Annotated in this window: 15 protein-coding genes; 11 read left to right on the forward strand and 4 right to left on the reverse strand. The window is 65.5% G+C overall.

The annotated features are described in order from the left end of the window. Positions 1-384 precede the first annotated feature (384 nt). The gene (locus CH292_RS13430) at positions 385-1,479 is read left to right on the forward strand and encodes a S1C family serine protease (RefSeq protein WP_026347815.1); all 1,095 of its coding nucleotides are present in this window, start codon (positions 385-387) and stop codon (positions 1,477-1,479) included. 16 nt (positions 1,480-1,495) lie between these two features. On the opposite strand, the gene CH292_RS13435 is transcribed toward CH292_RS13430, so the two are convergent. Both CH292_RS13435 and CH292_RS13440 read right to left on the reverse strand, forming a co-directional pair. After that, positions 1,496-1,876: a VOC family protein gene (locus CH292_RS13435; protein WP_020110364.1), complete on the reverse strand. Its 381-nt coding sequence runs from the start codon at positions 1,874-1,876 to the stop codon at positions 1,496-1,498. 47 nt (positions 1,877-1,923) lie between these two features. Further along, positions 1,924-3,126 (reverse strand): thiolase family protein, encoded by a 1,203-nt coding sequence (locus CH292_RS13440; protein WP_094654989.1) that lies wholly within the window; start codon positions 3,124-3,126, stop codon positions 1,924-1,926. A gap of 110 nt (positions 3,127-3,236) precedes the next feature. Between CH292_RS13440 and CH292_RS13445 the strand changes: the two genes are divergently transcribed. Genes CH292_RS13445 through CH292_RS13465 form a run of 5 tightly spaced genes read left to right on the forward strand, consistent with a single transcriptional unit; the run spans position 3,237 to position 6,708 of the window. Further along, on the forward strand, positions 3,237-4,217 hold the full coding sequence (locus CH292_RS13445; RefSeq protein ID WP_026347813.1) for an LLM class F420-dependent oxidoreductase: 981 nt from the start codon (positions 3,237-3,239) through the stop codon (positions 4,215-4,217). Between the two features lie 38 nt (positions 4,218-4,255). Continuing rightward, entirely contained in the window at positions 4,256-4,879 is a 624-nt protein-coding gene (locus CH292_RS13450; RefSeq protein WP_371828326.1) for an AIM24 family protein, read from the forward strand. Position 4,880: 1 nt separating this feature from the next. Further along, positions 4,881-5,558, forward strand: a complete 678-nt coding sequence (locus tag CH292_RS13455) for an AIM24 family protein (RefSeq protein WP_094654990.1) — start codon at positions 4,881-4,883, stop codon at positions 5,556-5,558. Positions 5,559-5,566: 8 nt separating this feature from the next. Further along, positions 5,567-6,310, forward strand: a complete 744-nt coding sequence (locus CH292_RS13460) for an AIM24 family protein (protein ID WP_019665266.1) — start codon at positions 5,567-5,569, stop codon at positions 6,308-6,310. A gap of 26 nt (positions 6,311-6,336) precedes the next feature. Then, a complete protein-coding gene (locus CH292_RS13465; RefSeq protein WP_020110368.1) occupies positions 6,337-6,708 on the forward strand; it encodes a hypothetical protein in 372 nt (123 codons plus the stop codon). Between the two features lie 16 nt (positions 6,709-6,724). Here CH292_RS13465 and CH292_RS13470 read toward each other — a convergent pair whose 3' ends face one another. Both CH292_RS13470 and CH292_RS13475 read right to left on the reverse strand, forming a co-directional pair. Further along, a complete protein-coding gene (locus CH292_RS13470) occupies positions 6,725-7,882 on the reverse strand; it encodes a macrolide family glycosyltransferase (protein WP_094654991.1) in 1,158 nt (385 codons plus the stop codon). A 42-nt stretch (positions 7,883-7,924) separates the two neighbouring features. After that, a complete protein-coding gene (locus tag CH292_RS13475; protein ID WP_218830177.1) occupies positions 7,925-8,065 on the reverse strand; it encodes a hypothetical protein in 141 nt (46 codons plus the stop codon). On the opposite strand from CH292_RS13475, the gene CH292_RS13480 reads away from it, so the two are divergent. From CH292_RS13480 to argG, 5 genes are read left to right on the forward strand one after another with little or no spacing between them, the layout of a single operon-like run. Continuing rightward, positions 8,064-9,275 (forward strand): MFS transporter, encoded by a 1,212-nt coding sequence (locus CH292_RS13480; RefSeq protein ID WP_094654992.1) that lies wholly within the window; start codon positions 8,064-8,066, stop codon positions 9,273-9,275. The two genes, CH292_RS13475 and CH292_RS13480, sit on opposite strands and share 2 nt — an antisense overlap. Then, positions 9,272-9,859, forward strand: coding sequence for a GNAT family N-acetyltransferase (locus CH292_RS13485; protein WP_019665261.1), 588 nt, complete (start codon positions 9,272-9,274; stop codon positions 9,857-9,859). The genes CH292_RS13480 and CH292_RS13485 overlap by 4 nt, the downstream gene beginning before the upstream one ends. A 39-nt stretch (positions 9,860-9,898) precedes the next feature. Further along, a complete protein-coding gene (locus CH292_RS13490; protein WP_094654993.1) occupies positions 9,899-12,274 on the forward strand; it encodes a lysylphosphatidylglycerol synthase transmembrane domain-containing protein in 2,376 nt (791 codons plus the stop codon). Between the two features lies 1 nt (position 12,275). After that, positions 12,276-13,385: a DNA alkylation repair protein gene (locus tag CH292_RS13495; RefSeq protein ID WP_094654994.1), complete on the forward strand. Its 1,110-nt coding sequence runs from the start codon at positions 12,276-12,278 to the stop codon at positions 13,383-13,385. A 21-nt stretch (positions 13,386-13,406) separates the two neighbouring features. After that, positions 13,407-14,822: an argininosuccinate synthase gene (gene argG, locus CH292_RS13500; RefSeq protein WP_094654995.1), complete on the forward strand. Its 1,416-nt coding sequence runs from the start codon at positions 13,407-13,409 to the stop codon at positions 14,820-14,822. The last annotated feature ends 82 nt before the right edge of the window (positions 14,823-14,904 follow it).

The following is a 14,904-nucleotide window of genomic DNA, read 5'->3' on the forward strand; positions in this document are numbered from 1 at the left end:
AACCGCACACCGAGCACCCCCACACCAAGCACCCCCACACCAAGCACCCCCACACCGAGCACCCCCACACCAAGGACCCCTGAAGCGAGCCCACCGGAACAGGACCCACCACCAGGTCGATGACCACCAGCAGGCTGCCAGCGGCACACACGCTCCACGTGTGCCGCGCACAGTCATGCCCGCAACAGCAAGGCCGAACGAACGGGGGCGCAGTTCGAGGCGTAAGAGAACACGGGCGGAGCGGCGGCCAGTACAGTCAGCGAGTCGAGCCTGGCGGGCAGCAGTGGTGTTCCAGCAAGCAGTGGGTCTACCAGACCGGCAGCAGCAGAATGCAGCTGCTGAGACAGGCGCATTTTCGTCGACGGGCGGCCATAATCGGAGGCTATGCAGGCAGCTGGTCGGGCGGTGACCGTGGTGGTGCTGACGCTCGCGGCGACGGCGCTGGCACCCCAGCTGGCGCCGGGTGGGTTCGACGCTGTTCAGCCTCCGGTTGCGTTGCCTCCGGCACCACCACCAGCGCCCGCGGGGCCCCCGCTCACACCGGAGCAGTTGTCCGCCCGCGTGGATCCGACGGTGGTCACGATCTCCGCCGAGTTCGGCACGTACGGAGTGGCCGGAACGGGATTCGTCGTCGGCGCGGACGGGTTGGTTCTGACGAACTTCCACGTCGTCGAACAGGCGACGGCTGTGACTGCCGTGCACATGGGCAACGGCCTGATCTACGACGCGTCGGTGCTGGGCTACGACAAGTCCCGTGACCTTGCGGTACTGGAGTTGGCGACCGCGTCGGATCTCCCGCCGGCGCCCATCGGGTCCTCGGCCGACCTCGCGGTCGGTGACGCGGTCACAGCCGTCGGGAATGCGGCAGGCGGCGGAATTCTCGTCCCGGCGCCGGGGAAAATCGTCGCACTGGATCGGGTTGTCACCGCGCAGAACTCGGTCGACGGAACCAGCAACGAGCTGACCGGGATGATTCAGATCGACGCCGACGTTCGCGCCGGCGACTCGGGCGGACCGCTCGTCGACGCATGGGGAGACGTCATCGGAGTGGACGCGGCCGGGCTCTCGGACGACGCCAGAGCCACGCAAGCTCCGGAGGCGTACGCCATCCCGATCGACGACGCCATGGCCGTCGTCGAACAGGTGCGGACCGGACGCTCGGGTGGGACTGTCCACGTCGGCCCGACGCCGTATCTCGGGGTGTCGATCCGGGACGTGTCGGCTTTCCGTTCGGCGGGCCCGTCGCAGGGAGCTGCGGTGACGTCTGTTCGGAACGACTCTCCCGCAATGAGAACCGGCCTGGCCGACGGCGATGTGATCGTCTCCGTCGACGGCAGACCTGTTCGATCCTCGAAGGACATGTCGGCGGAGATGATCGGGCGCAGGCCGGGGGAGACGATGCGTCTCGAGTGGGTGACCGAGCAGGGTATTCGTCAGGAGCAACCCGTGACGCTCGAGCTGGGAACTCCCACCGCCTGATTCGCACCCGCAGTGTTCACGCCTGCAACACGGACAGGATGTTGCCGGACGGGTCGGTGAACCAGGCGATCAGCGGTCCGCCGTGGCGGAAGATCCCCTTCTCGTCGGTTCCCATGTCCGGATACTGCTGAAAGACAACTCCTTCGGCCGTCAACGCGTCGACGGCGGCGTCGATGTCCGCGACCGGAAAGTTGAGAATGGTGTACGGCGCGGGTTCGTGCCGCTCCCGCGGGTAGATCAGAATCTCGACGGCGTCGCTCAGACGAAGGTGGAGCATGCCCATCTCACCTGTCTCGACGGTCAGCCCGAGCGTGTCCGCGTAGAACGCTCGGGCCGCCTCCATGTCGTCGACGGCGAATCCGGAGAACGGTGGTCCTGTGAGTTCGAGTGTCGGCATGGTCCGATTGTTCACCCGATGCACGTGTTCTGCAGCGAAAACCTGCTTCAGACCCGTTCCAGAACCGTCGCGTTCGCGAGCCCGCCTGCTTCGCACATCGTCTGCAGACCGAATCGGGCATCGTTCTGCTCCATGGCGTTGACCAACGTCGTCATGATTCGTGCTCCGCTTGCCCCGAGTGGGTGGCCGATCGCGATGGCTCCGCCGTTGACGTTCACCCGGGACGAGTCTGCACCGGTTTCCTTCTGCCATGCCAGAACCACCGAAGCGAAGGCCTCGTTCACCTCGAACAAATCGATATCGGCCAGGCCCAGGCCCGCCCGCTTCAACACCTTCTCGGTCGCTGGAATGACGCCGGTGAGCATGTACAACGGATCGGATCCGACGACAGCGACGCTGTGCAGGCGCGCGAGAGGCTTCAACCCCAAGCGCGTGGCGATCTCGCTCGTCGTGATCAGCAAAGCGGCGCTGCCGTCGCTGAGCGGACTACTGTTCCCGGCGGTGACGGACCAGTCGATCTGTGGGAAGCGTTCACCTACTGCATCATCGACGAATGCCGACCGTAGAGCAGCCATCGATTCCAGCGTTCCGCCGCTACGGATGATCTCGTCGTGATCCAACTCCGCCAGGGGTGCCAATTCTTTCGAAAACCTGCCTCCGGTGGCGGCGGCGTAGGCCTTGGCATGACTGTTCAATGCGAACTCGTCCTGAGCGGTCCGGTCGAATCCCCACTTCGCTGCGATCAGCTCGGCGCTGTGACCCTGCGCCACAAGCCCTTCGGCGTATCGTTCGCTGAAGCCGATCCCTCGCGGATCGGAACCCGGCCTGACGTTGGAACCCGGCCTGACGTTGGAACCCATCGGCACACGTCCCATGGATTCGACGCCGGCAGCAACGACGATGTCGTACGCACCGGACATGACACCCTGCGCGGCGAAATGCACTGCCTGCTGGCTGCTTCCACATTGGCGGTCCACCGTAGTGCCGGGCACGGACTCGGGGTAACCGGCAGCCAGCAGTGCCGTCCGAGCGATGTTGAAGGCTTGTTCGTCCACCTGCGTGACCGCCCCGGTGATGACGTCGTCGATCATCGCCGGGTCGATCCCGCTTCGTTCGACGAGGGCCCGGAGGCTGTGCGCCAGCAGATCGGCTGGATGCACACCGTGCAGCGCCCCGCTGGCCTTGCCTTTACCGACCGGAGTACGGACCGCCTCGACGATGACTGCGTCGCGGCCGAATGTGTGTGACATGGCAAGACCCCTTCGACTGGCTTTGCTTTACCCTAGCTAGCCTGACTATATCTTTGCATAGTCAACTCGTCCAGGTGGCATACGTCACCGACGGGAGTAGCGTTCAGTACGTGACTATTCGTCTCGGTTACCAGATGCCCAATTTCAGCTACGAAGGTTCCGTCAAGGAACTGTTCCCCACGGTCATCGCGCAGGCGCGCGAGGCAGAAGCCGCGGGATTCGACACCGCGTTCGTCATGGACCACTTCTACCAACTCCCCGGAATCGGCAAGCCGGACGAGCCGATGCTCGAGGCGTACTCCGCCCTCTCGGGGCTGGCCAGTGCCACGGAGACCATCCAGCTGTCGGCCCTCGTCACCGGCAACACCTACCGGAACCCGGCAATACTCGCCAAGACCGTCACCACGCTCGACGTCGTCAGCGGCGGACGCGCGATCCTCGGCATCGGTGCGGGCTGGTTCGAACTGGAGCACACCAGCTTCGGGCTCGAGTTCGGCACGTTCACGGACCGTTTCGAGCGTCTCGACGAAGCCCTCCAGATCATCGAACCCATGCTTCGCGGTCAGCGACCGACGTTCGACGGCCTCTGGTACCAGGTCGAGAACGCGATCAACGAGCCTCGCATCCGCGACGATCTGCCCATCATGCTCGGCGGCGGCGGCGAGAAGAAGACGTTCGGTCTCGCGGCGCAGTTCGCGGATCACCTCAACATCATCTGCAACGCAAGCGAATTGCCGCGCAAGGTCGCAGCCGTCGAAGCGCGCTGCGAAGAGGTGGACCGCGATCCCAAGGATCTCGAAACCAGCTTCCTCGCGTTCGTCATCATCGACGAGGACGGCGACAAGGCAGTGAAGCTGAGGAACGACTACCTGCTCTCCACCGGCGTCGACGTGTCCAACCTGTCCGACGACGATGCCGCGGCCGCCACCGATCGCATCTTCTGCGGCACTCCCGACGACATCGCCGGGCAGATCCAGAAGCGCGTTCTCGACCACGGTATCGACGGAATCATCATCAATCTGGTCACCAATGGACACGAGCCCGGCGTCGTCGAACTTGCAGGTAAAACCCTGAAGCCGCTCGTCGGGTAAAGCTGGCACGGGGGAACTGCGCGTGGCATAGTTCCCCCGTGGCTCAGCTGACTTTGAACGGGCACCGAGTGCTCGTCGCGAATCTGAACGGTGACTCGCTGCGCGCGATCACCGGATCGATGGTCGCGTACGAGGGCGACGTCGCCTTCAAGAACGCCGGAATGGGCGGTGGTGGAGGTCTGCGCGCTGCGCTCAAGCAGAAGGTGACGGGCGAATCCCTCTCTCTGATGGAGGTTTCCGGTAAAGGCACCGTCTATTTTGCCGTCGACGCCCAGGACGTCACCATCGTCGACATCTCCGGTGACTCCATGCACGTCGAAGCGTCGCAGCTACTGGCTCTCACCGGTCAGCTGAAGACCGAGGTCAAGTTCTCCGGCCTCCGCGGAGCGTCGTCGGGCCAAGGACTGTTCACGACGGTGGTCAGCGGAAGCGGCCAGGTCGCACTGCTGTCGGCGGGCGGGCCGCTCATCGCGCTGGCCGTCGACCCGCAGTACCCGCTCGTCGTCGATCCCGACGCGTTCGTCGCCCACCGCGGGCAGCTGAACCAGAGCTTCGTGACGGACGTGACCTGGCGATCCGCCATCGGAGGCGGCAGCGGCGAAGCCTTCTCGCTGCGTTTCGACGGCCACGGCGTCGTCTACATCCAGCCCGAGGAGCGCTGACATGCCGCTGGAACTCGTCAACAGCAAAGTCGTCAAGTCGACCCTCGCACCGGGCCAGAACGTGTTGGCACGCAAGGGTTCCATGCTCTACTACACCGGCGACGTCCATTTCATCCCGCACTCGATGGGTGGATCGGCGGGTGCCATGCCGTCGATGGGTGGCGTGGCGGGCATGGCGGGGAGGATGATGTCCGGCGAGCACGTCGCGATGATGGCGGCCGAAGGCCAGGGTGAGGTCTTCTACGGCCACGCGGGCCTGTACGTCGAAGTGATCCACCTCGACGGGTCGTCGAGGCTGACCGTCGAAGCGGACCGCCTGCTCGCGCACGACGGTTACCTCCAGAGCTCGATCGTCGCGCTCACCTCACAGGGTGGTGTGCGTGGAGCAGTTCGAGGAGCGATGACCGGCCAGGGCTTGTTCACCACTCAGCTGACCGGGCAGGGCAGCGTTGCCGTTCTGTCTCACGGCGGGGCCATTCCACTGCAGGTCGGGCCGGAGCACCCCCAGGTGGTGGTCGATCCCCAGGCGTACGTCTGTCATATCGGAAACATCGAGGTCGACATCTCCGCCAACGTCGGATGGCGTGACGCCGTCGGTAAAGGCAGCGGCGAGGCCATCCAGTTGAAGATGACGGGCTTCGGGACCGTCTGGGTCCAGGCCTCCGAGCAGAAGTTCTAGGAGCTGACATGAGCCTCGAGATCCACACCCCACACACGCTCCCGGTCAACGACAACGTCCCCGGCAACGACTATGCCTTTTGCGTCGAACTCGCCGGCCAGCCCTGGTTCACGTCGAAGGGCGCGATGATCGCCTACTACGGCAACGTGCGCTTCGAACCGCTCGGCCAGACGTCGATGCCTGCCATCGTCGCCGCGCGATTCTCCTCGCCGCTGTACTCGAACGACTGGGTGCTCGCACAGGGTCAGGGCAAGCTGATCCTCGGCGACCGCGGCTTCAACATCAACTCCTACGACCTCGACAACGGCAATCTGACCATCCGGGCGTCGAACCTTCTTGCGTTCGAGCCGACCCTCGATCTGAAGCAGTCGATCGTTCCTGGATTCCTGACCTTGCTGGGTACCGGCAAGTTCCTGGCGTCGTCGAACGGGCAGGTCATGTTCGCCGAACCTCCACTGCGCATCGACCCGGAAGCGCTCGTCGGATGGGCCGACTGCCCGTCGCCATCGCATCACTTCGACGCAGGCTGGATGCAGAACTTTCTGGGCGCAGCGCGCGGATTCCTCGGCGCGAACAGTGGTGAAGAACGCCAGTTCGACTTCACCGGAGCAGGCACCGTGCTGATCCAGTCCAGCGAAAAGGTCCTCGACGACGGTCACCTGCTGCGCCACATCGAGTCGCAGACCGTCACCCTCGGTCAGAACAGTCTCCGGGCCCTGCACAACACGATCGGTGCACGGCTTCAGCAGTAATCCCGCAGCGGGCGCACACTGGAGACATGACCAACAACGGACCGTTCAACATCGACCCCGAAGACTTCGATCGCTTCGCCAAGGAAGCGAGCGACGGACTGCGTGACGTCGTCGGCCAGGTCGGCAAGATCATCGGCCAATCCGGTGCGATCGGGCCATGGGGTGCATTCTTCGGTGAGGCGGCAGCGCCGACGAGGAAGCCCGCTCCGGAGCCAGAGACCACCGGCGACAAAGGCGACGGCGTCTGGACCATCTACACCGTCTCCGACGACGGTGCTGCCATCGACCAGGTGTTCGCCACCGAACTCGACGCCCTGCGAGCACACAAGGACAACACCGACCCGACGAGAAAGGTGCGTTTCCTGCCCTACGGCATGAGCGTCAGCGCTCTCGACTAGACGCGAGCAGTAGAGCTCACCTCGCTGCGCTCACCACCGCATCGGCCGCCTTGTCGATCCCACCGCATCCGCGGACGTCGGCACCGATGTCGGCGAGGCGTCGGCGCATGTCCGCGGAGTCTGCGACCTTCCCGACGGCGTCGCGCAGCGATTCCACCGTCACCTCGTCGTTCTGGAGCTGGACGCCGACTCCGAGTTCCTCGAGCAATGACGCGTTTCCGAACTGATCCACCGCCTGCGGGATGGCGACCGTGGGGACCTCGAACCACAGTGCCTCGGTGCAGCCGCCCATTCCTGCGTGGGTGACGAACACCGACGCGGCACGCAGGACCGCGAGCTGCGGAACGCGCGCATGGATCTCGATGTTCGACGGCACGTCCCCTAATTCCGCTGCGTCGACACGGTTTCCGATGGAGATCACCACGTGCCAGTCCGTTCCGCCGAACGCCTCGATGCAAGTGCGGTAGAACTCCGGCCGCTCGTTGAACCCGGTACCGAACGAGATGTAGAGAACGCGTGCATTCGGGGCCGTCCAGCCTGTCTCGGCAAGACGCCCGGCATCGAGACACGGGCCGACGAATTGCACCCGGTCCGGTACCCGGTCCGCATTGGGCTGCATCGCACGCGGAATCAGCGACAGAACGTGCTCGGGATGGGAGATCCAGTCCCAGGCGTCGACGTGAATATCGTTGTCGGTGAGCCATGTCGAGTACGCGGCGTGGTACTTCTGCCCCGTCTCGGATGCTCGTAGTGGACCGAGCATCTCGGACAGATCGTCCTCGTATCCATCCCATGCGACCATCGCGGGTGAGAGTTGGACGGCCTTGACGTCGTAGCGACGACCCAACACCGGTGCCGCCAGACCGCCGATGTCGTACAGGAACAGATCCGGGCGGTCCTCGTCGTAGAACGCCGTCAATCCGGCGAAGGATTCCAGCGCCTCGTCCAGGAACACGTGCATCGCCGACGCCGGGTCGTCCGGCCAGTCGTCCTCACCCTGCGGGAGGATGGAGGAGAACGAAACCACCTCCACCCCAAGGGGTTCGACCAGCCCGGCCAGCTGTTCACCGACGGCGTACGTGACCCGATGCCCGCGGCGCACCAACTCGACGATCAGGCCGAGAGAAGGGTAGATGTGGCTCGGCGCCGTCGTGCCGATCATCGCGATGTGCATGTCGACGACGCTAACGCGTGCTCTCGCGCGGTGCTACCCGATTTACGGCGACTCGTTGGCGATGAGGTCCAGCAGGCCGGGGAACCGCTCGTTCAGTTCCGGCCTGCGCAGCGTGACCTTGCGACTGTTGCCCCGATCGACCTGGAACACCGTCGTTCTCGCGGCGCAATTCGTCGTACCCATGTCGATCGCGGGAACGGCCATCGCACTACCGGACATCGCGCGCGACCTCGGCGACGCCCCCGGTCCGCTGCACTGGGTCGTCAACGGGTTCAACCTCGTATTCGCGCTGTTCACGGTCGTGTGGGGCGCAGTGTCGGACCGCATCGGGCATCACATCTCGTTTCGGCTCGGTGTCGCGCTGACCGGCCTGGCCGGCATCGTGAGTGCCGCCGCTCCCTCGGTGGAGATCCTCGACGCCGCCCGGGTTATCGCCGGAATCGGCGCCGCGGCTGTGCTCGTCGGATCGACATCGATCCTGTCGCATCTCTACACCGGTGCCGACCGCGCAACGGCTTTCGCCGCGTTCGGCACAGTCAACGGGCTCGGACTTGCGCTCGGCCCCACGATCTCCGGCTTCCTCGTCGGCGGAATCGGCTGGCGAGGAGTCTTTCTCGCGCAGGCAGCGGTGTTGATCGTCGCGCTGGCGGGGACAGTCGTACTGCCGCGCGTCCGGCCCGAACGCGTGGGCTCGGCCCCTATTCTCGACGTCGGCCTCCTACGCAACCGCACCTTCCTCGGCCTGTGCCTGGTGCCCGTCGCGGGCGCGATCGGATTCGTCACCCTCCTGACCTACCTGCCGAATGCACTCAGCGGCATCACATCGATGGATCCGACGTCCGCGGGCCTGTTCATGCTGACGATGACGGTCCCCGTTCTGCTCGCACCTGCCGTCGTGGCCAAGCTGATCACAACGGGGTCGGTTACGCCGAAGACGGTCATCGGCGTCAGTCTCGCCGCTCTCGTTCTGGGCGATCTCGGGATGCTCGCGCTGCGGCCCGACTCTTCCCTGTGGTGGATCGTGGTGCCGATGGTGGCCGTCGGCCTGGGATTCGGTCTACCCATCGGTTTGGTCGACGGAGAAGCTCTCGCGGCGGTTCCCCCGGAGCAGACCGGCACGGCTGCGGGCGTCCTCAACCTGTTCCGCATCGGCGGCGAGGCTCTGCTCGTCGCCGGCTATGCGTGGACGCTCACCGCGTTCGTCACGGCCTCGATGCCCGACAACCCCGTCGCCGACGCCACCGCAGCCGGGATTCCCGGCCATCCGCACGAGTACGCGGCGGCATTCCACGATGTCGTGGTCGTCCTTGCGCTGCTGGTCGCGGTGACAGCCGCTTCGGTCGTGCTGCTCACCCGCTCGCGCAAGCGCACTGACGTATCGTCGGCCGCGTGACTTTCCTGCAGCCGGTGACGTTGACCAACGACGTCGTGACGCTCGAACCGCTGAGCCACGACCACCTCGAAGGACTTTCCGACGCCGTTCGCGACGGTGAACTCTGGAACCTCTGGTACACCTCGGTGCCGAGGCCGGAGAACATGGCCGCCGAGATCGATCGGCGACTCGGCCTGCTCGACGCCCAGTCGATGCTGCCGTTCACCGTGCGCCGTAACGACACGGGGCAGATCATCGGCATGACGACGTACATGAATGCCGACGCCGCGAACCGCCGACTGGAGATCGGGTCCACCTGGAACGCCACCTCCGCTCAGCGCAGCGGAACCAACACCGCGAGCAAATTGCTGCTGCTCACTCATGCGTTCGAGGAAATGCACTGCATCGCAGTCGAATTCCGTACCCATTGGATGAACCTGCAATCACGCACCGCCATCGCACGGCTCGGCGCCAAGCAGGACGGCATCCTGCGTAACCACCAACGCATGCCCGACGGCTCCCTGCGCGACACCGTCGTGTTCTCCATCGTCGAGTCCGAATGGCCCGCTGTTCGTAACGAGCTGGTGCGTCGACTGGCGCGGTAGTCGGCCGGTCGGCGGCACCGCCACGGTAAGTTGGCGCACGTGCGAGTCGACGGGCGGGACATTCCGGTCACCGGGAGTCTGTTGCAACCGCTCGTCCGACGGACAAGCGACATCCTGCGTGTGGTGCTGTCCGTGCTGCTGCTCGCGACGGTCATCGCGGGCTCGCTCATCACCCGTAATCAGTGGGACGCCCTCGAGATGTCGGTGTCGAACATCCTGGGTGTACTGAGCCCCGATCAGTCGAATCTGGTCTACCTTCTGTACGGCGTCGCGATTCTGGCACTGCCCTTCGGCATCCTCATCGGGTTGATCGCCGGACGGAAATGGAAGCTCCTCGCGGGGTATGCGGCGGCAGGACTCATCGCAGGCCTGTCCCTGTCCATCACCGGGACCGGTATCTCGACCCCGGACTGGCACCTCGACGTGCCGGATCGTCTCGACACCTTCCTGTCCCAGTTCCTCGACGACTCCCGTTGGATCGCGATGCTGGCTGCCGTCCTCACGGTGTCCGGCCCGTGGCTACCCGCGCGGTGGCGTCGGGTGTGGTGGTTCCTGCTGCTCGCCTTCGTGCCGATCCACCTGTTCGTCAGTACCGTCGTGCCGGCTCGGTCGATGCTCGGCCTGTCCGTCGGGTGGTTGGTCGGCGCACTGATCGTTCTCGTCGTCGGCACGCCTGCGCTCGAGGTTCCGCTCGACGCCGCCGTCCGGCTCCTCGCCAAACGCGGTCACACCGTCATCTCGCTGGAAGTACTGAAGCCTGCGGGGCCAGGCCCGCTGGTTCTCTCGGCGGCAGCGGAAGGACCGGAGCCCGAGATCATCGTCGAGATGTACGGCCAGAACCAACGTAGCGGGGGAGCCCTCCGACAGGTGTGGCGATGGCTGTCGTTCCGTAACAGCGAGAGCGCGCCTCTGCACGCGTCGATGCGCCGAGCCGTCGAACACCGCGCACTGATGGGCATCGCCATCGGCGACCTCGGCGTCGCCAGCAGCAGGCCTCTGGCCGTGTCGGCACTCGACCGAGGTTGGGCGTTGTACGCCCACAGCGCACCCCGCGGCGTCCCCGTCGACGAGACCTCACCCGACGAGTTGGCGTCGAGCATCTGGAACGGACTCCAGACACTGCACGAGGTTCAGATCTCCCACGGCGATCTGCGCAGCGCGGAGCTCCGCAACGACGACGGCACGGCCCTGTTCGGCGGGTTCTCCAGCGCCGAGCTGGGCGCATCGGACGCGCAGATGCAGTCCGACGTCGCGCAACTTCTGATCTCGACATCCGCGCTCTTCGGTGAGGAGCGGGCAGTCCGGATCGCCGTCGACACCCTCGGCGAGGACATCGTCGTCACTGCAGCCGGGCGGTTGACCAAGACCGCGATTCCCGCGCGCGTGCTCGAGTCCGTCCCCGACGGCAAGGGCATCATGAAGTCGGTACGCGACGAAGTCGTGAAGCAGACCGGCACCGAGAAGATCGCCACCGAGCAGGTCACTCGCTTCACCCGGAACCAGATCATCCAACTGGTCCTGCTGATCGGTCTCGTGTACGTCGCCTACCCGTTCATCAGCGCCGTCCCGACCTTCGTCACCGAGTTGCAGACTGCCAACTGGTGGTGGGCACTGCTCGGACTCGCGGTATCGGCGCTGACGTACGTCGGTGCGGCCGCGGCACTGTGGGCGTGCGCATCCGGACTCGTCAGCTTTCGGAACCTCACGATCATGCAGGTGGCCAACACGTTCGCCGCGACGACGACGCCTGCCGGGGTCGGTGGCCTCGCGCTGAGCGTCCGCTTTCTGCAGAAGGGCGGCCTCGGCGCGGTACGTGCGACCGCCGCTGTGGCACTGCAGCAATCGGTCCAGGTGATCACGCACGTCTCGTTGCTCGTCTTCTTCTCCGTCGCCGCAGGCACATCGGCCGACCTGGCGCACTTCGTACCGGACGCGACGGTGCTCTATCTGATCGCGGGTGTCGTCCTCGGCATCCTCGGCACCGTCCTGTTCGTACCGACGCTTCGGCGCTGGCTGCGCAATGCCGTGCGCCCGCAGCTGAAGGAGGTGTTCGGTGAACTCGGAGATCTGGCCAAGGACCCCAAACGATTCGCGATCATCGTCCTCGGCTGTGCGGCAACCACTCTGGGCGCCGCACTGGCCCTGTGGGCGAGCGTGGAAGCGTTCGGCGGCGGCACCACGTTCGTCACCGTCACCGTCGTGACGATGATCGGCGGAACCCTCGCATCGGCAGCGCCCACACCCGGTGGCGTCGGCGCCGTGGAGGCCGCCCTGATCGGCGGGCTCGCGGCGTTCGGACTCCCCGCGAGCGTCGCTGTCCCGTCGGTGCTGCTCTATCGCGTGCTCACGTGTTGGCTGCCGGTCTTCTGTGGGTGGCCGACTCTCCGCTGGCTGACGAAGAAGGACATGGTGTGACATGCCCACTGCCGACGAACTCCTCGGCGCCGGAGTCGTTACCGAATTGGTCCGGCACCTCGGCGGGCGAATGCCCGCGACACTGGCCACCACCAGGGACTTCGACGGACTGAGCCTGAGCGACCGTACCCGCGTCGTCCGCGACGCCCTGCTCGCCGAACTGCCGGCGGCCTACGCGCCGTTCGAGAAGAAGATCCGCACTGCGCTGAAGAAGAGCACCTTCACCGGATGGATGATCTGGCCCGTCACCGAGGCCGTCGGCGTCAGGGCAACCACTTCCAGCAAGCCCGGCCCGGAAGTGGCACCGACAACGGCGGACACCGCGACGTTCGATTCCGGCTTGGCGCTGCTCGCCGACCTCACCCCGCGTCTGACGTCCGAGTTCGCCATCAGGACCTTCATGGACGCGAACCTGGACCGCACGCTCCAAGCGGCCCTGACGTGGACCTCACACGAGGACGAGCATGTCCGCCGACTCGCCACCGAGGGCACCCGTCCGTTTCTGCCGTGGGCGAGGAGAGTCAAGGCACTCACCGCCCGGCCCGACGCGACCGTCCCCATCCTGGACGCGCTGTACCGCGACGAGTCCGAGTACGTGCGTCGATCGGTAGCCAACCATCTGAACGATCTGAGCCGCACGGACCCGACGCTCGTCGTCACGACCGCACGCCGCTGGACCGAGGCGCCGGACGACAACACCCCGAGGCTCGTTCGGCACGCGCTGCGCACCCTGGTCAAGAAGGGCGATCCCGACGCCTTGGCGCTGCTCGGTTTCGCGCCGCCCGACGGCGTCACGGTGCACGACCTGACGGTGACCCCGACGAACGTGGTCAGCGGCGGCGAGCTGACGTTCCGGTTCGAGCTCGCGTCGACGTCGGAGCAGGCGGTCGCTGTCGACTACGTCCTTCACCATGTTCGAGCGAACGGCACACGCAGCCCCAAGGTCTTCAAATTGACCACACGGACGCTCGCACCCGGCTCGCCCGCGGTTCTCACGCGGTCACATTCGTTCCGGCCCATCAGCACTCGCCGGTACTACCCCGGTGAACATGTGCTCGAGATCCAGGTGAACGGTTCGACCCTCGCTCGTACCGTTTTCAACCTGGGCTGATCGAGCAGATACCATGCTCGCGTGACGAAGGTACTGCATGAACTTCCCGTCGATGAGCGCATCGGCATCGCATTCTCCGGCGGCCTGGACACGTCCGTTGCCGTGGCGTGGATGCGTGAACACGGCGCTGTCCCGTACGCGTACACCGCCGACATCGGCCAGTACGACGAACCGGATCTGTCCGACGTTCCCGCCCGTGGCCGCGCCTACGGTGCCGAGCAGGCTCGCCTCGTCGACTGCCGCGAACCGCTGGTGGAAGAGGGATTGGCCGCGCTGACGTGCGGCGCCTTCCACATTCGTTCGTCGGGGCAGACCTACTTCAACACCACACCCCTCGGCCGCGCCGTCACCGGCACTCTGCTGGTCCGCGCGATGCAGGAGGACGGCGTCTCCATCTGGGGCGACGGTTCCACCTACAAGGGCAACGACATCGAGCGGTTCTACCGCTACGGTCTGCTCGCCAACCCGGAACTGCGAATCTACAAGCCGTGGCTGGACAAGGCCTTCGTGACCGAGCTGGGTGGCCGTCAGGAAATGTCGGTCTGGCTCACCGAGCACAACCTGCCCTACCGCGACTCCGCGGAGAAGGCGTACTCCACCGACGCCAACATCTGGGGCGCGACGCACGAGGCCAAGAGCCTCGAATACCTCGACACGTCGCTCGAGATCGTCAACCCCATCATGGGTGTCCGCTTCTGGGACCCCGAGGTCGCCATCGACACCGAGGACGTCACGGTCGAGTTCGAGCGTGGCCGTCCCGTCGCGATCAACGGCAAGCGCTTCGACAGTGCCGTCGACCTGGTGATGGAAGCGAACACCATCGGCGGACGTCACGGTCTCGGCATGTCCGATCAGATCGAGAACCGCATCATCGAAGCCAAGAGCCGTGGCATCTACGAGGCACCGGGCATGGCGCTGCTGCACATCACCTACGAGCGCCTGATCAACGCGGTCCACAACGAGGACACCGTCGCGTCGTACCACAACGAGGGCCGTCGACTCGGTCGGTTGCTGTACGAGGGCCGCTGGTTCGACCCGCAGGCCCTGATGCTGCGCGAAGGCCTGCAGCGGTGGGTCGGCAACGTCGTCAGCGGAAGCGTCACCGTACGTCTGCGCCGCGGCCAGGACTTCACGATCCTCGATACCCAGGGATCGAACTTCAGCTACCACCCCGAGAAGCTGTCGATGGAGCGCGCGAAGGACCAGGCGTTCTTCCCCGGTGATCGCATCGGTCAGCTGACCATGCGCAACCTGGACATCGCGGACTCGCGCAGCAAGCTCGAGCAGTACGCCTCCCAGCATCAGGTCACGGCGTTCGAGGATCTCGTCGGTCAGGTTCCCGCCGGTGGGGCAGCAGCCATTTCCGCGGGCGGAAACTCCGACCAGGTCAATTCGGACGCCCTCGACCACGCCGCCATCGAGTCCGGTACCGACTGACGTCCGATTGCCCGAAACCCCGTCGCATAACCTGATCGCTGGTACGGTTCGACCAGGTCGATTCGACGGGGTGGGGGCCCTC

It is taken from the genome of Rhodococcus sp. 14-2470-1a, assembly GCF_002259425.1.
GTDB lineage: Bacteria > Actinomycetota > Actinomycetes > Mycobacteriales > Mycobacteriaceae > Rhodococcoides > Rhodococcoides fascians_E.

What these genes read in the sequence shown, in the direction of transcription:
- CH292_RS13430 (WP_026347815.1), top strand. Translation starts at nt 385, where the DNA reads ATGCAGGCAGCTGGTCGGGCGGTGACCGTGGTGGTGCTGACGCTCGCG.
- CH292_RS13435 (WP_020110364.1), bottom strand. Translation starts at nt 1,876, where the DNA reads ATGCCGACACTCGAACTCACAGGACCACCGTTCTCCGGATTCGCCGTC.
- CH292_RS13440 (WP_094654989.1), bottom strand. Translation starts at nt 3,126, where the DNA reads ATGTCACACACATTCGGCCGCGACGCAGTCATCGTCGAGGCGGTCCGT.
- CH292_RS13455 (WP_094654990.1), top strand. Translation starts at nt 4,881, where the DNA reads ATGCCGCTGGAACTCGTCAACAGCAAAGTCGTCAAGTCGACCCTCGCA.
- CH292_RS13460 (WP_019665266.1), top strand. Translation starts at nt 5,567, where the DNA reads ATGAGCCTCGAGATCCACACCCCACACACGCTCCCGGTCAACGACAAC.
- CH292_RS13465 (WP_020110368.1), top strand. Translation starts at nt 6,337, where the DNA reads ATGACCAACAACGGACCGTTCAACATCGACCCCGAAGACTTCGATCGC.
- CH292_RS13470 (WP_094654991.1), bottom strand. Translation starts at nt 7,882, where the DNA reads ATGCACATCGCGATGATCGGCACGACGGCGCCGAGCCACATCTACCCT.
- CH292_RS13480 (WP_094654992.1), top strand. Translation starts at nt 8,064, where the DNA reads ATGTCGATCGCGGGAACGGCCATCGCACTACCGGACATCGCGCGCGAC.
- CH292_RS13475 (WP_218830177.1), bottom strand. Translation starts at nt 8,065, where the DNA reads ATGGGTACGACGAATTGCGCCGCGAGAACGACGGTGTTCCAGGTCGAT.
- CH292_RS13495 (WP_094654994.1), top strand. Translation starts at nt 12,276, where the DNA reads ATGCCCACTGCCGACGAACTCCTCGGCGCCGGAGTCGTTACCGAATTG.